The sequence below is a fragment of the Streptomyces cylindrosporus genome, from assembly GCF_022698165.1.
GTDB classification, from domain to species: domain Bacteria; phylum Actinomycetota; class Actinomycetes; order Streptomycetales; family Streptomycetaceae; genus Streptomyces; species Streptomyces cylindrosporus.
The window spans coordinates 114,766-139,133 of the sequence record NZ_JALDAY010000014.1 but is presented as its reverse complement, the minus strand read 5'-3'; the positions used below and the strand labels follow the sequence as shown (position 1 = coordinate 139,133).

Sequence of the window (24,368 nt, the reverse complement as noted above, 5' to 3'; positions counted from 1 at the left end):
TGGGGGAAGGTAAGTGAAGGCGCTGAAGGAGGGAGGCAAGTGAAGGCGTCGACTTTCGTCTATCCCTGGGACGTCAACGGGGACCCGGCGGCCGCGGCCCGTATCGCCGCGCTCGGTGTGTCGCAGGTGACGCTCGCCGCCGCGTACCACTCCACGCGCGCGCTCACCCCCCGCCACCCCCGCCACCGCATCGTCACCGCCGAGCACGCGGCCGTGCTGTACCCGACGGACGGCCGCTGGCAGGGGCGGGCGCTGCGGCCGTACGCGGCCGGCGACTGGGCGCCCGGCGACGCGTACGGCGAGGCGGCCGAGGCGCTCGCGGGCGCCGGCCTCGAAGTCCACACCTGGGTCGTCCTCGCCCACAACTCCCGCCTGGGCGCCGAGCATCCGGACACCTCGGTCGTCAACGCCTACGGCGACCGCTACCCGTGGGCCCCCTGCATCGCCCAGCCCGCCACGCGCGCGTACCTCGTCGACCTGGCCGCCGAGGCCGCCGTACGACCGGGCGCGCGCGGCACCGAACTCGAATCCCTGGGCTGGTACGGCCTCCAGCATCTGCACGCCCACGACAAGACCGCCGGTGTCGGCCTCGGCGACGCGGGCCACTACCTGATGGCCCTCTGCTTCTGCCCGACTTGCCGGGAGGGCTACGGCGAACAGGGCCTGGACGCCGACGAGTTGGCGGCCGCGGTGCGCGACGCGCTGGAGCCGCTGTGGCGGGGTGCGCCCGACGACGGCGGCTGGGCGGGGGTGGAGAAGCTGCTCGGCGAGGCGAAGGCGGCGGCCACGCGCGCGTGGCGTGACGAAACCGCTCGTACGCTCCAGGAGGCGGCGGTCCGCGCGGTGCGCGAGGCGGCCCCCGAGGGCTTCCAGGTGCTGCTGCACGCGGACCCGGTGACGTATCACGTGGGCGCCAACGCGGGCGTCGACCCCGAGCACGTCCTCTCCGTCGCCGACGGCGTGGTCGTGCCGTGCGCGGGCGGTACGGAACTGCTGACGCCGTTCGCCGAGCAGGGCCGCGAGGGTGCCGTGATCGCGGCCAACTTCCCGGTGGTGTCCGGGATGGGCGGCAGCCCGGGCACACTGGCCGCGGACGCGGCGGCGGCCCGGGGCCGGGGGGCCACCGAACTGCGGCTGTATCACGCCGGGTTGGCGTCGGACGGCGACCTGGAGGAGGTGCGCTCGGCGCTCGCCGGGCTCTGAAGCAGCGGGGCGGCCGTGCCGAGCAGGACGGCGCCGAGGGCGAGCAACACCGGGCGGTAGCCGACGAGTTCGACCAGGACCGCCCCCGCGGCCAGCCCCAGCACGTTCGGCGTGAACATCAGGGTGTTGGCGGTCGCGGCGGTACGGCCCAGCAGCGCGTCCGGCGTCTCGCGCTGCACGGCGGTCAGCGCGGCGATCAGGACGCAGGGCAGTCCGAGGCCACTCGCGAAACTCGACAGGAGGGCCACCGGGTCGGCGGGGACGGACCGGGCGGCGACCGCGAGGCCGGTGAGGGCGATCCCGCAGGCCGCGAACCGGCGTTCGCCGAGCCGGCGCAGGGCCGGGCCGGAGACCAGCCCGACGGCTACCGAGCCGACGCCCTGGACGGCGTACAGGACACCGGCGTACGCGGGGGAGCGGCCGAGGCCGTCGATGACGGCGTACAGCAGCGCACCGGCCAGCCCCGCGCAGAACATCATCGCGCCGCCCGCCAGGACCAGCGGGCGCAGCCGCGCGTGCGACCACAGATGGCCGGCGCCCTCCGCGGTCCGCGCCCACCAGCCGCCCGCCGGTGGCGCGGGCGGTTCCTCGCGGACCCGCAGCAGCGCGTACACGCCCGTGGCCAGTACGAACGTGACGGCGTCCAGCAGGGCGACGCTCGGGCCGCCGTACGCCGCGAAGAGGCCGGCGCCGGCCAGCGGGGCGAGCAGCTTCATGCCCTCGGTCGCGGTCATCCGCAGCCCGTTGAAGTCGCCGAGCAGCGACCGGTCGACGGCGGCAGCGACCAGCGCCGACTCGGCCGCGTCATGGACGACGCCTGCGGCGCCGTACACGAAGAGGACCGTGTAGAGGAGCCACAGCCGGCCGGGGGAGTCGACGGTGAAGAGGGTGAGGAGGAGGGCGGCGAGCAGGAGGTTCGCCGAGATGAGGAGGGGTTTGCGGCGGACCCGGTCGGCGAGGGTGCCGAGCAGGGGGCCGGCGAGCGTGGGGGCCCACATGGCGAGCAGGCACAGCGCGGCCAGCCCGTCCGAGCCGGTCAGCTGCTTGACCCAGACGCCGGAGGCCAGCCACAGCGCGGACGTGCCGAAGCCGGAGACCACGACGCCGGTGAGATACAGCCCGGCGTTGCGGTCGCGCAGGACCCGCACGACCGCCCATGTCGATGTCGTTGCCGATGTCGATGTCGTCATGCCTGGCCATCGTGGGGCTAAGGGCCGCGGTGGCGGATGAGGCAAGTGCCTTAGAAACCGGCAGAACCGGCGGCCGGGCGGGGCGGCGGGAACCCGTCGGAACCTGTCGGTTGTCCCCATGGGACACACCGCCGGCCGGCCCTAGCGTCGACGTCCATGAGCTATGTCGCCCCGATCTTCATCGGTATCGCCTACGTCCTTCTCATGTGCCTCGTCCGCGAACCGCACCGGCGCCGGCTGAACGCGGTCATGGTCGCCGGGGCCGGGGCCGCCTACCTCAGCGGGGGCGGGCTGGGCGGCTGGGAGTTCGCGTTCACCGCGCTGTCCACGTACGTCGCCTACCGCGGCCTCGACTCCTGGACCTTCGTCGGCGTCGGCTGGCTGCTGCACACCGCGTGGGACGTCGTGCACCACCTCAAGGGCAACCCGATCGTGCCGTTCGCGCACGGTTCGTCGCTGGGGTGCGCCATCTGCGACCCGGTGATCGCGGTGTGGTGCCTGGGCGGGGGACGGACTCCGGCGGAGCTGCTGCGCGGTGCGCGGGCGACGCGTATGACGGAGTCGACGGAGATCGGGTCAGGGGTGCGATGACAGGGATCGGACACGGCGTGCGATGACTTTCGGGTGCCGGGCCGGTCTGTCTCCCGGCCACCGCCGTGAGCGGAAGCGGAACCGACCGTGAGGAGCACCGCATGACCGACCCGACCCTCGACCTGGGACCGCAGGTCCGTGTGATCGCGCGGCTGGCGGAGGGGGTGAGCGACGGGCAGCTCGCGGACGCGACGCCGTGTCCGGACTGGGCGGTGCGCAACATGCTGGGCCATGTGCTCGGCCTGTCCGTCGCCTTCCGGGACGCCGCGCGCAAGGAGCTGGGCCCCACGACCGACACCGACCCGGGCGACCTCACCCCGGACATCGGCTCGGACTGGCGCGCGGAACTGCCCAAGGTCCTCGACGAACTCGCCGACGCCTGGCGCGACCCGGCCGCCTGGACCGGCATGACCCGGGCGGGCGGGATCGACCTGCCCGGCGAGGTCGCGGCGGCCGTCGCCGTCGACGAACTGGTCGTCCACGGCTGGGACCTGGCCCGCGCGACCGGCCGGCCGTACACCCCCGACCCGGCCGCCCTGCAGCTCTCCCACGACTTCCTGTTCACCGCCGCGAACGACCCGAGCAGGGGCGGCGGCATTTTCGGCCCGGTCGTCCCGGTCCCGGCCGGGGCACCGCTGCTGGACCGCGCGGTGGGACTGAGCGGGCGCGACCCGGGGTGGGGGCATTAGCCCGACCCGTACCACCTCAGCCACGAGGTCGTGCGGTTCCGGCGGCTGACGACGCGGGTCGAGGGCGAGCCCTGGCAGGAGGCAGCGCCGTACGTCGAGGTCCTCGTTGGCCACGAACCTGCGGAGCTTTCCGTCCGTAAATAGTCGATCAACGCGATCTCGACCCGGCGGCGCCCGCATCGTCCAGCGCCTGTCCGATCGCCACCCGGGCACACTGCTCCCACTCGCGGCTGCCCGGGGTGGCGGCGGGAGGCTCGGCGCCGATCTCCTGCGTACGCTCCGCAACCCCAACTTCCTCTGTCAGAAGCATTGACGAAACATGCGCCCCCTCCTACCTTCAACGCGTCGTACTTCGTACGTCATATATGAGACGCGATACGCGAGATCAGATACGCGAGATCAGACACGTGACTTCCGAGAGGCGCGCATGACCTCTGTGCCCATGCCGATCCCGTCCCGCACGCAGTTCGTGCTGGACGCGATCAAGCACCGCATCCTCACCGGGCAGTTGACGCCCGGTCAGGCCCTGGTCGAGACGGAGCTCGCCGCGCAGTTCGGGGTGTCGAAGACCCCGGTGCGCGAGGCGCTCAAGACCCTCGCCGGGACCGGGCTCGTCGTGATGAGCCAGTACAAGGGCGTCACGGTGCGCATGGTGGACGCGGACATGGCGCGCGAGGTCTACGACGTACGGCTGCTCCTGGAGCCCGAGGCGCTGAAGCGGGCCGTGCGGCGAGGGGCCTCCCTCGATGCCGCGCGGGACGCCCTGACCAGGGCCGACGACGCCACCGACACCGCCGAACGCTCCCTCGCCAACCGGGAGTTCCACCGCGCCCTCTACCTGCCCTGCGGCAACCCGCTGCTGGGTCGGATGCTCGACGAGGTCCGCGACCAGGCCGCCCTGGTCTCCGCCGTCGCCTGGGCCGCCCAGCCCTCCTGGGAACGGGAGGCCGGCGAGCACCGGGAGATCCTGCGGCTCGCCCTGGAGGGCGACGCCGAGGGCGCCGGCCGTGCCCTCCACGACCACATCGCGTCGTTCGTGCAGCGAGCCTTCCCCGGCGCCCGCCTCGACGAACAGGCCCTCGACCAGGCAGAGGAAGGCAAGGAATGAGCAGCGTGACGTTCGAGTCCCAGCGGGCGGCCCTGGCCGACGTGGTGGCGATCCCGGTGACCCCGTTCGCCGAGGACGGCTCCGTCGACGCCGACGCCCACCGGACCCTGCTGCGTCGGCTGCTGGAGGGCGGGATCAGGATCCTCACCCCGAACGGGAACACCGGCGAGTTCTACGCCCTCACCCCCGAAGAGCGCCGCCTCGTAACGGAGTTGACCGTCGACGAGGCCGGCGAGCGCGCCGCGATCCTCGTCGGCGTCGGCCACGACGTGCCCACCGCCGTCGCCTCCGCCCGGCACGCCCGCGAACTCGGCGCCGGGATGGTGATGGTCCACCAGCCCGTCCACCCGTACGTCTCCCAGGCCGGCTGGGTCGACTACCACCGCGCCATCGCCGAGGCCGTCCCCGAGCTGGGCGTCGTCCCATACATCCGCAACGCGCAGCTGTCCGGCGCCCGGCTCGCCCAGCTCGGCGAGGCCTGCCCGAACGTCATCGGCGTCAAGTACGCCGTCCCGGACGCCGCCAAGTTCGCCGCCTTCGCGCGGGACGCCGGCCTCGACCGCTTCGTGTGGGTGGCGGGGCTCGCGGAGCCGTACGCCCCCTCCTACTTCTCGGCGGGCGCCACCGGCTTCACCTCCGGACTCGTGAACGTCGCCCCGTCCGTTTCGCTGAACATGATTGAAGCGCTTCGATCCGGCGACTACCCGGCCGCGATGAAGGTCTGGGAGCAGATCCGCCGCTTCGAGGAACTGCGCGCCGCGAACGGCTCCGCCGACAACGTCACCGTCGTCAAGGAGGCCCTCGCCTCCCTGGGCCTGTGCCGCCGCGACGTCCGCCCGCCGAGCAGGCAACTGCCGGAGGAAGAACGCGCGGAGGTCGCGACCATAGCCGCGGGGTGGTCGCTATGACCGGCAGAGAGCGGATGAGCCCCGAGGAACTGAGAAGCCATCAGTGGTACGGCACCGAGGCCCAGTTGCGTACCTGGTCGCACAACGCCCGGATGCGCCAACTCGGTTACGAGGCCGAGGAGTACCTGGGCCGCCCGGTGATCGGGATCCTCAACACCTGGTCCGACATCAACCCCTGCCACGTGCATCTGCGCGAGCGCGCCGAGGCCGTCAAGCGGGGCGTGTGGCAGGCGGGCGGCTTCCCGCTGGAGTTCCCGGTCGCCACCCTGTCGGAGACCTACCAGAAGCCGACCCCGATGCTCTACCGCAACCTCCTCGCGATGGAGACGGAGGAGCTGCTGCGCTCGTACCCGATCGACGCGGCGGTGCTGCTCGGCGGCTGCGACAAGTCGACCCCGGCGCTCCTCATGGGGGCCACTTCGGCCGACGTACCGTCCGTCTTCGTGCCCGCGGGACCGATGCTGCCGGGGCACTGGCGCGGGGAGACCCTCGGGTCCGGTACCGACATGTGGAAGTACTGGGACGAGCACCGCGCGGGCAATCTGACGGACTGTGAACTGCGGGAGCTGCAGGGCGGGTTGGCGCGTTCACCCGGTCACTGCATGACCATGGGAACGGCGTCCACCATGACCGCGGCGGCCGAGGCCCTGGGGATGACCCTGCCCGGCGCCTCCTCGATCCCGGCCGTCGAGTCCGGGCACGAGCGGATGGCCGCCGCTTCCGGACGCCGGGCCGTGGAGCTCGCCTGGACCGGGCTCAGGCCGTCCGCGATCCTCACCCGCGAGGCCTTCGAGGACGCCGTCACGACGGTGCTCGGGCTCGGCGGCTCCACCAACGCCGTCATCCACCTGATCGCCATGGCCGGCCGGGCGCACGTCCGGCTCACCCTCGACGACTTCGACCGCATCGCGCGTACCGTGCCGGTGCTGGCGAACGTCCGGCCCGGCGGACGGACGTACCTGATGGAGGACTTCCACTTCGCCGGCGGACTGCCCGCCTTCCTCTCCCGGATCACCGACCTGCTGCACCTGGACCGGCCGACCGTCAACGGCACCCTGGGCGAGCAGCTGGAGGGTGCCGTCGTCCACGACGACGACGTCATCCGCACCCGCGAGAACCCGGTCGCGGCCGAGGGCGGAGTCGCCGTCCTGCGCGGCAACCTCTGCCCGGACGGCGCCGTCATCAAGCACATCGCCGCCGAGCAGCACCTGCTGAAGCACACCGGTCCCGCGGTCGTCTTCGACGACTACAGGACCATGCAACGCACCATCAACGACCCGGAGTTGGGCATCACCGCCGACAGCGTCCTGGTGCTGCGCAACGCGGGACCCAAGGGCGGCCCCGGCATGCCCGAGTACGGCATGCTCCCGATCCCGGACCACCTGCTCAAGCAGGGCGTACGGGACATGGTCCGCATCTCCGACGCCCGCATGAGCGGCACGAGTTACGGCACGTGCGTGCTGCACATCGCCCCCGAGTCGTACGTCGGCGGCCCGCTGGCCCTCGTCCGCACCGGGGACCTCATCACCCTCGACGTCGAGGCCCGCACCCTCCAACTCAACGTGGACGACGAGGAGTTGGCGCGGCGCCGGGCGAACTGGACGCCACCGCCCACCCGTTACGAGCGCGGCTACGGAGCGCTCTACAACGAGCAGATCACCCAGGCCGACACCGGCTGCGACTTCGAGTTCCTGGCCGGCCCGGGCAAGGTCCCGGACCCGTACGCCGGCTGAGCGGGCCAACCCCCAGGGGCGCGGGGAACTGCGCGACCAGCCACACCCATAGCCGCACCCGCCACACAAACCGCAAGTGGCACCCACGTACAGCGAGCAAGCGCTTTCCGTACCGAGAACGGAGACCCTGTCATGGCCCAAGCCGCAGCCGTGGCGAAACCGCCCGCGCCACCCCGGCGGCGCCGTGCCTCCGCCACGCCCCGCAGGCTCCCGTACCTGCTGATCGCGCCGGCGGCCCTGCTGATGCTGGGCTTCATCGCCTACCCGGTCCTCAGCGTCTTCTACTACAGCCTGCAGAACTTCAACCCCACCAAGCCATGGCGCAACGGCTACGCGGGCTTCGACAACTTCGTCCAGATCTTCACCAAGGACACCCAGTTCTGGGACACGCTCACCTTCAGCGCCAAGTGGGTCATCGTCGAGGTCGGGCTCCAGCTGCTCTTCGGCCTGGCACTCGCCCTCATCGTCAACCAGACCTTCGTGGGGCGGGCGCTCGGCCGGGCCCTGGTCTTCTCCCCGTGGGCCGTCTCCGGTGTGCTGACCTCCGCGATCTGGGTGCTGCTCTACAACTCCCAGACGGGCATCACCCGTTACCTCGCCGACGCGGGCATCGGCTCGTACGGCACCAGCTGGCTGTCGGACACCTCGACCGTCTTCCCCGCGGCGATCGTCGCCGACCTCTGGCGAGGCGTCCCCTTCTTCGCGATCCTCATCCTCGCCGACCTCCAGTCCGTCTCGAAGGACCTGTACGAGGCCGCCGAGGTGGACGGCGCGAGCCGCCTCAAGCAGTTCTGGCACATCACGCTGCCGCACCTGAAGGACGCCATCGTCCTGTCGACGCTGCTGCGCGCGGTGTGGGAGTTCAACAACGTCGACCTGCTCTACACCCTGACCGGCGGCGGACCGGCGGGGGAGACCACCACCCTCCCGCTGTACATCGCCAACACCAGCGTCGACGCGCACAACTTCGGCTACGCATCCGCTCTGACCACGGTGGCGTTCGTGATCCTGCTCTTCTGCTCGATGGTCTATCTGCGGCTGAGCAAGTTCGGAGGCGACGAGAAGTGATCACCGAGATCGCACCCGCTCCCGAGCGAGTGGAGCCCCGCCCGGCCAAGTCACGCGGAAAGCGCCGCGCCTGGGACGAGGTCCCCCGATGGCACATCTACGTACCCCTGTCGATCTACCTCCTCTTCACCCTGATCCCCTTCTACTGGATCCTGCTCTTCGCGCTCCGCCCGGCCGGCTCGACCTCCCTCGTGCCCTGGCCGATGACCTTCGACCACTTCGAGAAGGTCTGGAACGAGCGGGCGTTCGGCACCTACTTCCAGAACAGCGTGCTGGTCGGCGTCGCGACCCTGGTGATGACGACCCTGGTCGCGCTGGCCGGCGGCTACGCCCTCGCCCGGTTCGACTTCCGGATCAAGAAGGCGTTCATGCTGGCCCTGCTCTGCACGCAGTTCGTGCCGGGCGCGCTGCTCCTGGTGCCGCTCTTCGAGATCTTCGCCAACCTGCGGATGATCAACTCCCTGGCGAGCGTGATCATCGCCGAGACGGTCTTCCAGCTGCCGCTGTCGATGATCCTGATCAGCGGCTTCATCCGGAACGTGCCGTACTCGCTCGAAGAGGCCGCCTGGGTCGACGGCTGCAACCGCTTCACGGCCTTCCGGATCGTCGTACTCCCGCTGCTTCGGCCCGGGTTGATAGCCGTCGGCTCCTTCGCCTTCGTGCACGCCTGGAACCACTTCCTGTTCGCCCTGATGTTCCTGAGCGACCAGAGCAAGCAGACCATCCCGGTCGGCCTGAACACCCTGATGAGTGCGGACAGCGTGGACCTGGGCGCCCTGGCGGCGGGCGGCATCATCGCCGCCGTACCCGTGGTGATCGTGTTCGCCTTCATCCAGAAGTGGCTGATCACCGGCTTCAGCGCGGGGGCGGTGAAGGGATGAGGCTCCGTCAGATCGCAGTCGCGACAGTCGTGTTGGGAGTGCTCTGCGTCCCCGCGCACGCGGAAGCGAGGGACATCAGCCGCGACACCCTGCCCGCGAACGACGGCTGGGCGGCGTACGGCACCGGCACCACCGGCGGATCCGCGGCCGACGACGCCCATGTCCACACCGTCACCGACCGGGCCGGCCTGGTCCGCGCCCTCGACGGCGGCAGCGACACCCCGAAGATCATCAAGGTCGCCGGCACCATCGACGCCAACACCGACGACGACGGCCACCACCTGGACTGCGCCGACTACGCCACCGACGGCTACAGCCTCAAGAAGTACCTCGCCGCCTACGACCCGCGCACCTGGGGCTCCGCCAAGCCCAGCGGCGCCCAGGAGGACGCCCGCCAGGCCTCCGCGGCCAGGCAGGCCGAGCGCGTCACCCTGCCCGTCGGCTCCAACACCACCATCGTCGGCCTCGGCGACTCCGCCGTCCTCAAGGGGGTGAACCTCCAGGTCAAGAACGCGAACAACGTCATCATCCGCAACCTCGACCTGCGCGACGCCTACGACTGCTTCCCCGTCTGGCAGCCCAACACCGGCGGCCTCGGCGACTGGAAGACGTCGTACGACAACATCTGGCTGACCGGCGCCACACACGTCTGGATCGACCACGTCACCGCGAGCGACAAGGGCCACCCGGACGCCGACGAGCCCACCTACTTCGCCCGCAACTACCTCCGCCACGACGGCCTGCTGGACATCACCAACGGCTCCGACCTGGTCACCGTCTCCTGGAGCCGCTTCCAGGACCACGACAAGGCGATGCTCATCGGCAACAGCGACTCGGCGACCGGGGACCGCGGCAAGCTGCGCGTGACCCTGCACCACAACCAGTTCGAGTCCGTCGTCCAGCGCGCGCCACGCGTCCGCTTCGGGCAGGTGCACGTCTACGACAACCGGTACGTGGTCCCAGAGGGCAGCGAGTACCGCTACTCGCTCGGCGTGTCGACGGAGTCCGGGATCTACGCCGAGAACAACGCCTTCCACACCCCGGGGCACATCGAGGTCGTCGACCTCGTGAAGAGCTGGAACGGCACCGCCCTCCACCAGACGGGCACCCTCTTCAACGGCTACCCGGTCGACCTCCTGGCCATCTACGACGCCTACAACTCCGGCAGCGAGCGCGACCTGACCGCGGACGTCGGCTGGACGCCTACCCTGCACGGAAAGATCGACAGCGCCGCGACGGCCGACCGAGAGGTGGCGCGCGGCGCGGGCGCGGGGAGGATCCCATGAGCACCGTAGACATCGTCCTGGCGGGCGCGCGCGGCCACGGCCGCTGGCACCTGGACAACATCCGCCGGCTCCAGGACAAGGGCATCGTCCGGCTGGCGGGGATCTGCGAGCTGACCCCGCTCGCCGCCGACGAGATCCCCGACGGGCTCGGCACACCCGAGCAGTCCCCGGACTTCGGCGCGCTCCTCGACTCCACCGGGGCCCGGATCGCGGTGATCTGCACGCCGATCCCGACCCACACCGACCTGGCGCTGACCGCCGCCCGCAAGGGCGTGCACGTACTGCTGGAGAAGCCGCCCGCGCCCTCGTACGCGGAGTTCCGCCGGATGGCCGACGGGGTCGCCGCGGCGGGCGTGGCCTGCCAGATCGGCTTCCAGTCGCTGGGCTCGCACGCCGTGCCGGCGATCCGGGAGATGGTCGACGAGGGAGCGATCGGCGAGGTCGTCGGGATCGGCGGGGCCGGGGCCTGGGTGCGTGCCCAGGCGTACTACCGGCGTGCGCCCTGGGCCGGTAAGCGGCGGCTGAACGGCGTGGACGTCATCGACGGCGTGCTGACCAACCCCCTCGCGCACGCCGTCGCCACCGCCCTCGCGCTGAACGGCTCCACCCGCGCCGAGGACGTCACCGACATCGAGCTGGAGCTGCTGCGCGCCAACGACATCGAGTCCGACGACACCTCCTGCGTCCGCGTCAGCACCGCGCAGGGCCGCCGGATCACCGTCGCCGCCACGCTGTGCGCCGAACGCGACGCCGAGCCGTACGTCCTCCTGCACGGCACCCGCGGCCGGATCACCTTCTGGTACAAGCAGGACCGCGTCCTGCTCCAGCGCGCCGACCACGGCCCCGAGGAGTACGAGTACGGCCGCACCGACCTGCTGGAGAACCTCGCCGACCACCTCACCGACGGCACGGAACTCCTGGTCACACCCGACTCGACGGGCGCTTTCATGACGGTTGTTGAAGCGATTCGACAGTCCCCCGACCCGACCGCCATGCCGGCCGAGGCCTGGCACCTGATCCCCGACGAGGACCGCAGGGTCGTCCCTGGCATCGACGCACTCGTCGCGGCCTGCGCGGACACCCTCTCCACCTACTCCGAGCTCGGCGCCACCTGGGCCCTACCGAAAGAGGTGAGCACCTGATGACGACCAACGACTCGCCGGTCCTGCGCGTCGCGGGCCGCCCGGTCGGCCGATACGTCACCCGGCCCGAACTTCCCGCCCGGCTCTCCCCGCGCCCCTACCTCCACCCCGTCACCACCCTGGCCGGCACGGCGGTCACCGAGTTGAGCCCCGTCGACCACATCCACCACCTCGGCGTCGGTGTCGCCGTTCCCGACGTCGAGGGGCACAACTTCTGGGGCGGCCGGACGTACGTCCGCGAGCAGGGCCCGACCGAGCTGGACAACCACGGCGCCCAGCGCCACAGCTCCTTCCAGCTCCGCGACCCCGACGGCTTCGTGGAGGAGCTGCGCTGGGTCGCCTCGGGAGCCGAGCTGCTGCGCGAGCGCAGGACCGTCGCGGCCACCGAACTGACCGACTCCGCCTGGGCGTTGGACTTCACCTTCTCCCTCACCAACGTCACGGGCGGCCTGCTCTCCATCGGCAGCCCGGCCACCAACGGCCGCCCCGGCGCCGCGTACGGCGGCTTCTTCTGGCGCGCCCGCAAGGAGCGGCGGGCACCGGACGTCTTCACTCCCGACCGCGAGGGCGAGAGCGAGGTCCACGGCTCCCGCGCCGACTGGCTGGCCCTCGCGGGCGCGAACTGGACCCTCGTCTTCGCCGGCGCCACCGAACAGACCCGCCGCGACCCGTGGTTCGTGCGCACCGCCGAATACCCGGGCGTGGGCTCGTCGTTGGCGCACGACGAGCGGCTGCCGATCGAGCCGGGCGACACCGTCGTACGGCGCGTCGTGACCGTCGTCGCCGACGGCCGTCTCGGCCACGACGAGGCAACGGCCCTGGTACGCAAGGCGGTGAGCCAGTGACGTACACGAATCCGATCCTGAACGCCGACTGGTCCGACCCCGATGTCGTCCGCGTCGGCGAGGACTTCTACCTCACCGCCTCCAGCTTCGGCCGCGTCCCCGGCCTGCCCCTGCTGCACTCGCGCGACCTGGTCAACTGGACCCTGGTCGGCCACGCCCTCCAACACCTGGAACCCGCGGCCGAGTTCGCCGTCCCCCGGCACGACTGCGGGGTCTGGGCGCCGTCGATCCGCCATCACGACGAACGGTTCTGGATCTTCTGGGGCGACCCCGACCAGGGCATCTTGCAGATCAACGCCCCCGAGATCAGGGGCCCTTGGACCAGCCCGCACCTGGTGAAGGAGGGCAAGGGCCTGATCGACCCCTGCCCCCTGTGGGACGAGGAGACCGGCGAGGCCTACCTCGTGCACGCCTGGGCCAAGTCCCGCTCCGGCGTCAAGAACCGCCTCACCGGCCACCGCATGGCACCTGACGGGACGTCACTTCTCGACGAGGGCAAGCTGATCGTCGACGGCGACCGGATACCGGGGTGGTTCACCCTTGAGGGTCCCAAGCTGTACAAGCATGACGGCTGGTTCTGGATCCTCGCCCCCGCCGGGGGAGTGGAGACCGGCTGGCAGGGCGCCTTCCGCTCGCGCGGCTTCTTCGGGCCGTACGAGGAGAGGATCGTCCTGGAACAGAAGGACACCGAGGTCAACGGACCGCACCAGGGCGGCTGGGTGCGCACGGCGTCGGGCGAGGACTGGTTCCTGCACTTCCAGCAGCGGGGCGCGTACGGCCGTGTCGTGCACCTCCAGCCGATGCGCTGGGGTCCGGAGGGCTGGCCCGTGCTCGGGGACGACGGGGCCCCCGTCGCCGTACACCGCAAGCCCGCCCTTCCGCCGCAGCCGGCCGCCGCGCCCGCCACCGACGACGACTTCCCCGGGGGACGCTTCGGCCGCCAGTGGAGCTGGACCGCCAACCCCCAGGACGGCTGGGCTCCGCACCACTCCGGGGACGGGCTACGGCTGTCCTGCGTCCGCTCGGTCGACGCCCATGACCTGCGGAAACTCCCGAACGTCCTCACCCAGCGGCTGCCCGGGGCGCCGTCCGCCGTCGAGGTCGGACTGGAGCTGCACAGCGAGGAGCCGGGGGCGCGGGCCGGGCTCGCGGTGCTCGGGGACGCGTTCGGGTGGATCGGGCTGGAGCGCGGGGCCGACGGGACGGTCCAGGTCGTGCACCGGTTCGCGGAAGGCGTCGCCGAGAGGGAGCGGGACGCCGACCTGCCGCGGCTCGCGCCCGAGGGGCGGGTGCGGCTGCGGATCGAGATCGGGGCCGGGGCGCGCTGCCGGTTCCTCTCCGACGTCGGCGACGGCCCGCGGCCGTCCGGGCCCGTCTTCGCCGCCACCCCCTGGCGCTGGGTCGGCGCCCTGCTGGGGCTGTTCGCGCTCGCGCCCGTCGGGTCGGGGCACGCCGGGGCGGCAACCTTCACGCACTTCAGGATCGACTCCTTGTAGCCCAGCGCCACCCAGCGCAGTGACCCACCAGTAACCCACCGCATCTGTACGCCTGTTGGGAGCCGCAATGACGCAGCACCTCCATAGCAAGCGCTTGCCAGGATCGAGACCGGGAGCCGGCCGGGTACTGGCCGCCGTGATCGGGCTGGTGGCCGCGCTGAGCCTCGGGGCGATCGGACAGGCCAGGGCCGCGGTTCCGCTGAAGGCGTCTGTCGCCGCCGACCGTTTCAGCGACCAGGCGCACGGCTTCGCCTCCCTCGCCGGTGGCACCACCGGTGGCGCGGGCGGAGAGGTCGTGACGGTCACCGACCAGGCCTCACTCGTGAAGTACGCGGCGGCCGAAGAGCCGTATGTCATCAGGGTGTCGGGGTCGATCGCCGTCGAGCCCTTCGGCTCGAACGTCGTCGTCGGCTCGGACAAGACCATCATCGGCGTCGGCGACAGCGGCGAGATCCTGCACGGGGAACTGCATCTCAACCCCGGTACGCACAACGTCATCATCCGCAACCTGACGATCCGGGACTCCTACGTCGAGGGCGACTGGGACGGCAAGACGCAGGACTTCGACGCGATCCAGCTCGACACCGTCGACCACGTGTGGATCGACCACAACCGCCTCACGCACATGGGCGACGGGCTGATCGACCTGCGCAAGGACAGCCAGTACATCACCGTCTCGTACAACCAATTCAGCAACCACAACAAGGCGTTCGGGATCGGCTGGACGACGAACGTCATGACACAGGTCACCATCGACCACAACTGGTTCACGGGCACCAAGCAGCGCAACCCGTCGGCCGACAACTGCGCCTACGCCCACCTCTACAACAACTACCTCTCGAACCAGGTGGCCGACGGCGACCCGGTCTGGACGTACGGGAACTGGTCCCGCGGCCACACGAAGATGGTCATCGAGAACAGCTACTACGACGGGATCCAGCACCCCTACCAGGCCGACGCCACCGCGGAGTTGGTGCAGCGCGGGTCGATCCTGAAGAACACGACCGGGCGGACCGACGAGTGGGGTGCCGCCTTCGATCCGCGGGAGTTCTACGACTACCGGCTAGACCCGGCCGCCGCCGTACCGGCGTTGGTGAAGCGCTTCTCCGGGCCGCAGCGGCAGATCGGGGTCACGCTGCACGTCCCCGGGGAGTACCCGACCGTGCAGGCCGCGGTGGACGCCGTGCCGGACGGGAACTCCGTGCCCGTGACGATCGCCGTCGCGCCCGGCACGTACCGGGCGAAGGTCTACGTCCCCGCGACCAAGCCGAACCTCGTGCTGCAGGGCACCGGCCGGGACCGCTCGGACACCGTCATCGTCTACGACACGCCCGCCGAGTACGGGGGTTCGACGGGCAGCGCGACCGTGCGGATCGCGGCGAACGACGTCACCGCCCGCCACCTCACCTTCAGCAACGACTTCGACGAGGCCGCGGTCGACCTGAACGGCGAGCAGGCCCTCGCGATGAAGACGACCGGCGACCGGATCGTCTTCGAGGACACGGCCTTCCTGGGCAACCAGGACACGCTGATGACCGACAGCCCGAAGCTGGACGCGATCAGCCGGGTCTACGTCCGCGACTCGTACATCGAGGGCGACGTCGACTTCGTCTACGGGCGGGCCACGACCGTGATCGAGCGGTCGGTGATCCGGCTGCTGAGCCGGGGGTCCAGCACCAACAACGGCTATATGACGGCCGCTTCGACCTGGGCGGGCAACCCGTACGGGTTCCTGATCACCCGGTCGAAGGTCGTGAGCGACGCGCCGGAGCAGTCCTTCCACCTGGGGCGGCCGTGGCACCCAGGCGGTGAACCGGCCGCCGTCGCACAGGTGTTGATCCGGGACACCGAGCTGCCGGCCGCGGTCAAGACGTCTCCGTGGACCGACATGAGCGGGTTCTCGTGGAAGGACGCGCGGTTCGCGGAGTACCGGAACTTCGGGCCGGGCGCGGGCGTCACGGCCGACCGCCCGCAGATGAGCGACGCCGACGCGCGCACCCACACCGTCGCCGACTACCTCGAGGGCGGCGACAACTGGGCGCCCCACGCCCGCCGTTGAACAGCGCGTTGCAGACCCCCCACAACTTCATATCTCCGCTGGATCCAGAAGAAGAGAGCCGACCAATGAAGAGCAGCATCCGCAGAAGCAGGCGCGCCGCCATCGCCGTCGCCCTGGGCTCCGTGCTCGCGCTGACCGCCACCGCCTGCGGCGACGACGGCAGCGGCAGCGCGGGGGACAAGGGGAACGAGGGCTCCGGCAAGGGCGAGATCACCTTCTGGGACAACAACGGCGGTGTCCGTACCGACATCTGGAAGGAGATCATCGCCGACTTCGAGAAGGCCAACCCGGACATCAAGGTCAAGTACGTCGGCATCCCCGCGGCGAGCGCGCAGTCCAAGTACGACACGGCCATCCAGGGCGGCGGCCTGCCGGACGTCGGCGGGGTCGGCACGGCGATGCTCGCCGAGGTGGCCGTCCAGGGGGCGCTGGAGCCGCTGGACAGCCGGCTGGCGAAGAGCTCGCTCAACGGCAAGCTGAGCCAGAACCTGCTGGACAGCAGCAGGGCCGCCGGTGGCGGCGGCAAGCTGTACCAGATCCCGACCTCGTCGAACAACGGCACGCTGTGGTACCGGACGGACCTGTTCAAGAAGGCCGGCCTCGACGCGCCGACCACGTGGTCGAAGTTCTACACGGCCGCCGACAAGCTCACGAACAAGGGCAAGAACGAGTTCGGGTTCACGATCCGCGGCGGTGAGGGGTCGATCGCGCCGGCGCTGGACGCCGCGTACAGCCAGAGCGGGATCACCTCGTTCTGGAACGGCGACACGACGACCGTCAACGACCCCAAGAACGTCGCCGCGTTGGAGAAGTACGTCGCGCTGTACAAGAAGGACACGCCGTCCGCCGACGTCAACAACGACTTCACCAAGATGGTCGCGCAGTGGGACAGCGGCACGATCGGCATGCTGAGCCACAACCTCGGCTCCTACCAGGACCATCTGAAGGCGCTCGGTGCCGACAAGTTCCGGGGGCTGCCCAACCCGACGCAGGACGACGGCACCCGGGTGCAGATATCCAACCCCGTCGACGGGTTGAGTGTCTTCAAGTCCAGCAAGAACAAGGCGGCCGCGTGGAAGTTCGTGGAATTCGCCGTGTCGCACGCGGAGAACTCGAAGTTCAACGAGTCGGCGGGGCAGATTCCGGCGAACACGGAGGCCGCGCAGGACGCGTGGATCCAGAAGGCCGAGCCGACGAAGCTGGCGGCCGAGGCGTTGAACGGTGACGGTACGAAGATCGTGCAGCTGCCGTACTACCTGCCGGACTGGAACACCATTTCCAAGGCCGACAACGAGCCGAACTTCCAGAAGGTGCTGCTCGGGAAGATGAGCGTGAAGGAATTTCTGGACACGCTGGCCGATCAGCTGAACAAGGCTCAGGCGGACTGGAAGAAGAATCACTGAGGTTTCGGGTGGATGCGGTTTGTGGGGGACTGCCGGTTGGTTGTGGCTGGTCGCGCAGTTCCCCGCGCCCCTTGGCTTGGAAAGGTGCACGGTCTTGTCAGTTACCCGTCGACAGATCACCGCGGCCGCTCTTGCCGCCGTTCCTCTCGCGCTCGCGGGCAGTCCCGCTCAAGCAGCGCAGCGCCACCGCACTCTCTACATCGCCGGTGATTCCACCGCCGCCCAGAAATACGCCGACGCCGCCCCGGAGACCGGGTGGGGCATGGCGCTCCCGTTCTTCCTTCGGGAAGGTCTTTCCGTCGCCAATCACGCCGTGAACGGGCGGAGTTCGAAGAGTTTCGTCGACGAAGGCCGGCTCGACGCCATTCTCGGGCTCATCCGGCCCGGCGATCTCCTTCTCGTCCAGTTCGCGCACAACGACGAGAAGAGCGCCGATCCCACCCGCTACACCGAGCCCTGGACCACGTACCAGGACTATCTGCGGCTGTACATCGAGGGTGCCCGCTCCAAGGGGGCCCGGCCCGTGCTCGCCACGCCCGTCGAGCGGCGGAAGTTCGACGCGGACGGCAACGCCGTGCCGACCCACGGCGACTACCCGGCGGCGATGCGCGCGCTCGCCGCACAGCAACAGGTCCCGCTGCTCGACATCGAGGCGCTGTCGCTCGCGCTGTGGCAGTCGCTCGGGGTGGAGGCGACCAAGACGTACTTCAACTGGACGGACACCGAGCAGGACAACACGCACTTCAATCCGCCGGGGGCCATCGCCGTGGCCCGGCTCGTGGCGCGGGAGTCACTGCGCACGCGGGTGCTGGACCGGCACGACGTCATCCGGCTGCACCAGTCCATCCCCACCTCCTGGATCACCTGGCCACCCGCATAGCTGAGGAGAGCCGCACAGTGCGTACACAGAAATGTCATGGACGCGTCATAGCGTCCCTCGTGGGATGCACCGCCCTGGTGCTCGGCGTCACCGGGACCTCCGCCGCCGAGGCCCAGCCCCGGGACCTCGCCCGTCAGGTGCTGGGCGCGAACGACGGCTGGGGCTCCTACGGCACCGGCACCACCGGCGGCTCGGCCGCCGACTCCGCGCACGTCTACACCGTCACCGACTGGGCCGGCTTCAGGGCCGCCCTCGCCGCCGGAGGCAGCGCGCCGAAGATCATCAAGGTGAAGGGCACCATCGACGCCGACGGGCCGAGCTGCGATTCGTTCGCGGTGGCCGGGTACGACTTCGACGCCTACCTCGCCACGTACGACCCCGCCGTCTGGGGCCACGACAAGACGCTCGACGCCGAGCCCGACGACAGCCCCGAGGGCCTGCGCCGCGCCTCCGCCGCCCAGCAAGACGCCTACATCAAGGCGGACATCCCGGCCAACACCACGATCATCGGCATCGGCAAGGACGCCGGCTTCAAGGGCGCCAGCCTGCAGATCAAGGGCGTCGACAACGTCATCGTGCGCAACCTCGCCTTCGAGAGCCCGCTCGACTGCTTCCCGCAGTGGGACCCGACCGACACCGCCGACGGCAACTGGAACTCCGAGTACGACAGCGCCGTCGTCTACGGGTCGACCCATGTGTGGATGGACCACGACACCTTCACCGACGGCGACCACCCGGACAGCACGCTGCCGTACTACTTCGGAAGGATCTACGAGCAGCACGACGGCGAGCTCGACATCGTCAAGGGCGCCGACTACGTGACCGCCTCCTGGAACGTCTTCGAGGACCACGACAAGACGATCCTGATCGGCAACAGCGACAGCGCCTCGACGGCCGCCGTCGACCGGGGGCATCTGAAGGTCACCTTCCACCACAACCTGTTCTCGAACCTGGTGGAGCGGGCTCCGCGCGTCCGCTTCGGCCAGGTCGACTCGTACAACAACCACTTCGTCGCCGAGGACGGCTTCTCCTACAGCTACGGCATCGGCATGGAGTCCCAACTCGTCGCCGAGCACAACGCGTTCACGCTGGCCGACGGGGTGAGCGCCGGTTCGATCCTGAAGAAGTGGAAGGAAGCGCCGCTGACCGCCGACGACAACTACGTGAACGGTGAGCTCACCGACCTGATCGCCGTCCACAACGCCGAAGTGCCCACGGAGATCCTCCAGTCGGGCGCGGGCTGGACACCCACCCTGCGCACGAGGATCGACCCGGCGAAGAAGGTGCCGGGCATCGTCGACCGCGGCGCGGGCGCCGGCAACCTCTGCTGACACCGCCGTACCGGCCGGGGCGCCCGCCGCCCCGGCCCCATCCCCCCACGCGAGGAAACCCCTGCTTGAGCCGCACTTCCAAGGAGCACCCGCATGTCCTCGCACCACCGCCAACTCCCCCTGTCCAGAAGGGGATTCCTGTTCGCGACCGCCGCGACGGCCACCGCGCTCGGCCTGGCGTCCACCCCGGCCCGGGCCGACGGCCCCCGACGCCCCTTCGGCCGCTTCGGATCGCCCGCCGCCCGCCTCACCGACCGGACCCTGTACGTCGACGCCCGGGGCCGCGGCGACCACACCACCGTCAAGGACGCCGTCACCGCGGCCGCCGGCAGCGGCTGGACCCTGGTCCTCGCGCCGGGCGTCTACCGGGAGACGGTCGCCGTCGACGCCACCCGTACGGAGGCGACCTGGATCGGTGCCTCCGAGGACCCGCGCGATGTCGTGATCGTGTACGACAACGCGGCCGGCACCCCCAAGCCCGACGGCGGCACCTACGGCACCACCGGCTCGGCCACCACCACCGTGCAGGCCGACGGCTTCACCGCCCGCTGGATCACCTTCGCCAACGACTGGCTGCGCGCCGACCACCCCGACATCACCGGCACCCAGGCGGTGGCCATCAAGGTGCAGGGCGACCGCAGCGCCTTCGCGCACTGCCGCTTCCTCGGCCACCAGGACACCCTGTACTCCGACTCGATGAGCCTCGGCACCTTCGCCCGCCAGTACTACACGGGGTGCTACGTCGAGGGTGACGTCGACTTCGTCTTCGGGCGGGCCACGGCCGTCTACGACCGCTGCCACTTCCGGACGCTGAACCGCACCGACCTCGCCGCCGCGCCCTACGGCTTCGTCTTCGCTCCGTCCACCGCGGTCGCCAACCCGCGCGGCTATCTGGTGACGCGGAGCAGCGTAAGCAGTCAAGCGCCCGACGGCTACTACAAGTTGGCCCGCCCCTGGGTCCCCGGATCCGACCCCACCGCCCGCCCGATGCTCACCGTCCGGGACACCCACCTCGGCGCCGGCATCGACGCGGTCGCGCCCTACACCAACATGTCGGACACCTATCCGTGGCAGAGCCAGCGGTTCGCCGAGTACCGCAACAGCGGGCCGGGGGCCAGGATCACCGTCCCCGCGAACCGGCCCCAACTCACCGACGCGGAAGCCGAGTCGGCGACCCGTGAGGCGTACCTCGGCGACTGGGAGCCCTGGAAGGAGAGCTGCTGAGATGCCCACCCGACGCGCTCTCCTGGCGGGCCTGACCGGAGGCCTGCTCGCCGCGGGCGCCGGGCCCGCCCTCGCGGCCACCCCGGCCCGCCGTGTCCTGCACGTCCGCCCCGGCGACTCCGTACAGGCGGCCGTCGACGCGGTGGACGGCCCCGGCCGGACGATCGTCGTGCACCCGGGCACGTATCGCGAGGTCGTCAACATCCCGGCAGACAAAGGCGGGTTGACGATCCGCGGCGCCACCCGCGACCCCCGCGCCGCCGTCCTCGTCTTCGACAACGCCAACGGCACGAAGAAGCCCGACGGCACCACCTACGGCACGGCCGGCTCCGCCACCTTCACCTCCGCGGCGCCCGGCCTGACCGTCCGCGACCTGACCCTCGCCAACGACTGGCTACGCGCCGACCACCCCGACATCACCGGCACCCAGGCGGTCGCGGCCTACGTCACGGGCGACCGGTCGTACTTCGAGAACGTCCGCCTCCAGGCCCACCAGGACACCCTCTTCGTCGACACGAGCGCGCTCGACGCCTTCGACCGGCAGTACTTCCACCGCTGCCACATCGAGGGCGACGTCGACTTCGTCTTCGGGCGGGCCACCGCCGTCTTCGACGAGTGCCACTTCCGCACCCTCCAGCGGGACGTGACCTTCACCCCCAAAGGCATGGTGTTCGCCCCCTCCACCGCCCGCGCCAACCCGCACGGCATCCTCGCCGTCCGCTGCCGGATCACCTCCGGCGCCGAGGACGCGGCGTACAAGCTGGCCCGCCCCTGGGTCCCGTCGTACGAGACGACCGCCTGGCCCTCGCTGGTCGTCCGCGACTCCTGGATCGGGCCCGGCATCGACGCGGTGGCGCCCTACACCAACATGCGGGACGCCTATCCCTGGCAGACCATGCGTTTTCGGGAGTACGCCAACTCCGGGCCCGGCGCGGTGATTTCGGTGCCGGAGAACCGGCCGCAGCTGACGCCCGAGGAGGCCGGCTCGCACACCAGGAAGGCCTACCTGGGCGACTGGCGGCCGTATGAGCGCTCCTGACGGACTCTACCGAGCACTGAAGAAGGAGCTCGACTTCCCGCTCGCCTGGGGCACTTCACCCATCCGCGACTTCGAGGAGTGGCGGCACACCGCCCGCGCCAAGGTCGAGGAGCACCTGCTGGTGGAGCGGCAGGACGAGACGCCGTACGCACCCGAGTACGACGGGATCTCCGAAGGCGACGGATATGAGAGGGAGTTGGTCACCCTCTCCCTCACCCGTCACGAACGTGTCCGCGGCGCCCTGCTCACCCCGCGGGGCCGCCCCGGGCCCTTCCCCGCCGTCCTGCTCCTGCATGACCACGGGGCCCGGTTCGACATCGGGAAGGAGAAGTTCGTCCGGCCCTGGTACGACGACGACCGCCTCGCCTCCGCGCGGGACTGGGCGGGCTGCCACTTCAGCGGGCGGTTCGTCGGTGACGAGCTGGCCCGGCGCGGATACGTCGTGCTGTGCCTGGACGCTCCCGGCTGGGGCGACCGCGGGCCCGTCGCCTACGAGCAACAGCAGGCCCTGGCAAGCACCTTCTACCACCTCGGCTCCTCCCTCGCGGGACTCATGGCCCGCGAGGACGCCCGCGCCGCCGAGTTCCTCGCCGGCCTCGACCGGGTGGACCCCCGGCGGATCGCGGCCGTCGGCTTCTCCATGGGCGCCTACCGTGCCTGGCAGACCGCGGCGCTCACCGACGCCGTCGCCGCTGTCGCCGCCGTCTGCTGGATGAGCGGCCTCAAGCAGCTGACGGTGCCCGGCAACAACATCCTGCGCGGGCAGTCCGCGTACTACATGCTCCACCCGGGCCTGTCCCGGTTCCTCGACTTCCCCGACGTGGCGAGCATCGCCGCACCCAGGCCGATGCTCCTCTTCGACGGCGGCCTCGATCCGCTGTTCCCCGCCGACGGCGTCCGGGCAGCCCACGAGCGGCTGCGTGACGTCTGGCGTTCCCGCCACGCCGAGGAGCGGTTGCACCTGAAGTCCTGGCCCGACCTCGGCCATGTCTTCACCGACCGCATGCAGGACGAGGTCCTCACCTGGCTCGACCGCGTCCTGTGATTCCCCCCGACCATCCCCGCACGACGAAAGGACCGCACTCCATGTCTCGTCGTACCGCTCTCGCCACCGCGGCGGCCCTCGCCCTCGGCGCCGGCCTCGCCGTCCTGCCCACCCAGGCGCAGGCCGCCACCGTGGTCGTCAGCAACTCCACCGACCTGTCCAACGCCATCAAGAACGCCACCGCCGACACCGTCATCCAGGTCCGCGGTGGCACCTACTACCCGACGGCCACCCTCCAGTCCACGGCCAACGGCACCTCCTCCGCGCCGATCACGCTCACCGCGTACGGCTCGGAGACCGTGAAGATCGACGGGTCCTCGCTGCCCTCCGGCGACTGGATCTTCAAGCTGACCGCCGACTACTGGAACGTCTCCAACATCACCTTCCAGAACTCCCCGGACAGCGCGGTCGTCTGCCAGTCCTGCACCGGCACCAACTGGAACAACATCAAGACCATCAACGGCGGCGACTCGGGCTTCACCCTCACCGGCGACGGAACCGTCAACAACACGGTCAAGAACATCGACTCGTACGGCAACTACGACGCCGCCAACCACGGCGAGAACGCCGACGGGATCGCCATCAAGTTCGGCTCCGGCAGCGGGAACCTGGTCACCGGCGCCCGGCTCTACAACAACTCGGACGACGGGATCGACTTCTGGTCCTTCTCCACGCCGGTCACCGTCGAGCACACCTGGTCCTTCGGCAACGGCGTCAACCGCTGGTCCGACTCCGCCTTCGCGGGTGACGGCAACGGCTACAAGCTGGGCGGCGACGGCGAGGTCGTCGCGCACGTCGTCAACAACTCCGCGGCCTGGGGCAACGCCGGCAACGGCTTCACCGAGAACTCCAACACCGGCGCGATCGTCATCAACCGCACCACGGCCTACGCCAACTCCAAGTGGGGCTACTACTTCGCCACCAGCTCCGCCAAGCTCGGCAAGAACCTCGCCGTCGGCAACGGCAGCGGCTCGGTCACCAAGGGCTCCGCAGTCACCTCGGCCGGCAACAACTGGGACTCCGGGATCTCCACCCCGGCGTTCATCTCGACGGACGCGAGCAGCACGTACAACGCCCGCAGTTCCAGCGGCACCCTGCCCGCGACCACGTTCCTGACGACGGGCAGCAGCACGATCGGCGCCACCATGAACTGAACCGGAACCCGCCCGTCCGGGGCGCTTGACCCGTTCTTTGCCCGACACATAGGTCTCGATCGGGCAACGGGTCTCGCGCCCACGGGGGTGACG

21 protein-coding genes are annotated in these 24,368 nt (G+C 70.5%); 20 read left to right on the top strand and 1 reads right to left on the bottom strand.

Going from position 1 to position 24,368, the window contains the following annotated elements:
- Positions 1-39 precede the first annotated feature (39 nt).
- Positions 40-1,203 (top strand): hypothetical protein, encoded by a 1,164-nt coding sequence (locus tag MQP27_RS39475; protein ID WP_242774485.1) that lies wholly within the window; start codon positions 40-42, stop codon positions 1,201-1,203.
- On the opposite strand, the gene MQP27_RS39470 is transcribed toward MQP27_RS39475, so the two are convergent.
- Entirely contained in the window at positions 1,140-2,393 is a 1,254-nt protein-coding gene (locus tag MQP27_RS39470; RefSeq protein WP_242774482.1) for an MFS transporter, read from the bottom strand. The two genes, MQP27_RS39475 and MQP27_RS39470, sit on opposite strands and share 64 nt — an antisense overlap.
- A gap of 156 nt (positions 2,394-2,549) precedes the next feature.
- Between MQP27_RS39470 and MQP27_RS39465 the strand changes: the two genes are divergently transcribed.
- From MQP27_RS39465 to MQP27_RS39375, 19 genes are all read left to right on the top strand, one after another.
- A complete protein-coding gene (locus MQP27_RS39465) occupies positions 2,550-2,984 on the top strand; it encodes a DUF6010 family protein (RefSeq protein WP_242774480.1) in 435 nt (144 codons plus the stop codon).
- A 101-nt stretch (positions 2,985-3,085) separates the two neighbouring features.
- On the top strand, positions 3,086-3,673 hold the full coding sequence (locus MQP27_RS39460; RefSeq protein ID WP_242774478.1) for a TIGR03086 family metal-binding protein: 588 nt from the start codon (positions 3,086-3,088) through the stop codon (positions 3,671-3,673).
- Between the two features lie 427 nt (positions 3,674-4,100).
- Complete coding sequence (locus tag MQP27_RS39455; RefSeq protein WP_242774476.1) at positions 4,101-4,781, top strand: GntR family transcriptional regulator; 681 nt, start codon at positions 4,101-4,103, stop codon at positions 4,779-4,781.
- The gene (locus MQP27_RS39450; RefSeq protein ID WP_242774474.1) at positions 4,778-5,689 is read left to right on the top strand and encodes a dihydrodipicolinate synthase family protein; all 912 of its coding nucleotides are present in this window, start codon (positions 4,778-4,780) and stop codon (positions 5,687-5,689) included. The genes MQP27_RS39455 and MQP27_RS39450 overlap by 4 nt, the downstream gene beginning before the upstream one ends.
- On the top strand, positions 5,686-7,422 hold the full coding sequence (araD, locus tag MQP27_RS39445; protein ID WP_242774471.1) for an L-arabinonate dehydratase: 1,737 nt from the start codon (positions 5,686-5,688) through the stop codon (positions 7,420-7,422). Before MQP27_RS39450 ends, araD begins: the two co-directional genes overlap by 4 nt.
- 132 nt (positions 7,423-7,554) lie before the next feature.
- Positions 7,555-8,490, top strand: coding sequence for a carbohydrate ABC transporter permease (locus tag MQP27_RS39440; protein WP_242774468.1), 936 nt, complete (start codon positions 7,555-7,557; stop codon positions 8,488-8,490).
- Positions 8,487-9,371: a carbohydrate ABC transporter permease gene (locus MQP27_RS39435; protein WP_372511428.1), complete on the top strand. Its 885-nt coding sequence runs from the start codon at positions 8,487-8,489 to the stop codon at positions 9,369-9,371. Before MQP27_RS39440 ends, MQP27_RS39435 begins: the two co-directional genes overlap by 4 nt.
- A complete protein-coding gene (locus MQP27_RS39430; RefSeq protein WP_242774466.1) occupies positions 9,368-10,657 on the top strand; it encodes a pectate lyase family protein in 1,290 nt (429 codons plus the stop codon). The genes MQP27_RS39435 and MQP27_RS39430 overlap by 4 nt, the downstream gene beginning before the upstream one ends.
- Complete coding sequence (locus MQP27_RS39425; RefSeq protein ID WP_242774464.1) at positions 10,654-11,799, top strand: Gfo/Idh/MocA family protein; 1,146 nt, start codon at positions 10,654-10,656, stop codon at positions 11,797-11,799. Before MQP27_RS39430 ends, MQP27_RS39425 begins: the two co-directional genes overlap by 4 nt.
- Positions 11,799-12,644, top strand: coding sequence for a DUF6807 domain-containing protein (locus MQP27_RS39420; RefSeq protein ID WP_242774462.1), 846 nt, complete (start codon positions 11,799-11,801; stop codon positions 12,642-12,644). The genes MQP27_RS39425 and MQP27_RS39420 overlap by 1 nt, the downstream gene beginning before the upstream one ends.
- Positions 12,641-14,140: a glycoside hydrolase family 43 protein gene (locus MQP27_RS39415; RefSeq protein ID WP_242774460.1), complete on the top strand. Its 1,500-nt coding sequence runs from the start codon at positions 12,641-12,643 to the stop codon at positions 14,138-14,140. The genes MQP27_RS39420 and MQP27_RS39415 overlap by 4 nt, the downstream gene beginning before the upstream one ends.
- A gap of 67 nt (positions 14,141-14,207) precedes the next feature.
- On the top strand, positions 14,208-16,199 hold the full coding sequence (locus tag MQP27_RS39410) for a pectinesterase family protein (protein ID WP_242774458.1): 1,992 nt from the start codon (positions 14,208-14,210) through the stop codon (positions 16,197-16,199).
- A gap of 65 nt (positions 16,200-16,264) precedes the next feature.
- Entirely contained in the window at positions 16,265-17,602 is a 1,338-nt protein-coding gene (locus tag MQP27_RS39405; RefSeq protein WP_242774456.1) for an ABC transporter substrate-binding protein, read from the top strand.
- Between the two features lie 94 nt (positions 17,603-17,696).
- Positions 17,697-18,482 carry a rhamnogalacturonan acetylesterase gene (locus tag MQP27_RS39400; protein ID WP_242774454.1) on the top strand — a complete coding sequence of 262 codons (786 nt, stop codon included), beginning with the start codon at positions 17,697-17,699 and terminating at the stop codon, positions 18,480-18,482.
- Positions 18,483-18,499: 17 nt separating this feature from the next.
- Positions 18,500-19,813 carry a pectate lyase family protein gene (locus MQP27_RS39395; protein ID WP_372511427.1) on the top strand — a complete coding sequence of 438 codons (1,314 nt, stop codon included), beginning with the start codon at positions 18,500-18,502 and terminating at the stop codon, positions 19,811-19,813.
- Positions 19,814-19,906: 93 nt separating this feature from the next.
- The gene (locus MQP27_RS39390) at positions 19,907-21,037 is read left to right on the top strand and encodes a pectinesterase family protein (protein ID WP_242774450.1); all 1,131 of its coding nucleotides are present in this window, start codon (positions 19,907-19,909) and stop codon (positions 21,035-21,037) included.
- A 1-nt stretch (position 21,038) separates the two neighbouring features.
- On the top strand, positions 21,039-22,076 hold the full coding sequence (locus MQP27_RS39385) for a pectinesterase family protein (protein ID WP_242774448.1): 1,038 nt from the start codon (positions 21,039-21,041) through the stop codon (positions 22,074-22,076).
- Positions 22,063-23,121 carry a dienelactone hydrolase family protein gene (locus MQP27_RS39380; protein WP_242774446.1) on the top strand — a complete coding sequence of 353 codons (1,059 nt, stop codon included), beginning with the start codon at positions 22,063-22,065 and terminating at the stop codon, positions 23,119-23,121. Before MQP27_RS39385 ends, MQP27_RS39380 begins: the two co-directional genes overlap by 14 nt.
- 41 nt (positions 23,122-23,162) lie before the next feature.
- The gene (locus tag MQP27_RS39375; RefSeq protein WP_242774444.1) at positions 23,163-24,275 is read left to right on the top strand and encodes a right-handed parallel beta-helix repeat-containing protein; all 1,113 of its coding nucleotides are present in this window, start codon (positions 23,163-23,165) and stop codon (positions 24,273-24,275) included.
- The last annotated feature ends 93 nt before the right edge of the window (positions 24,276-24,368 follow it).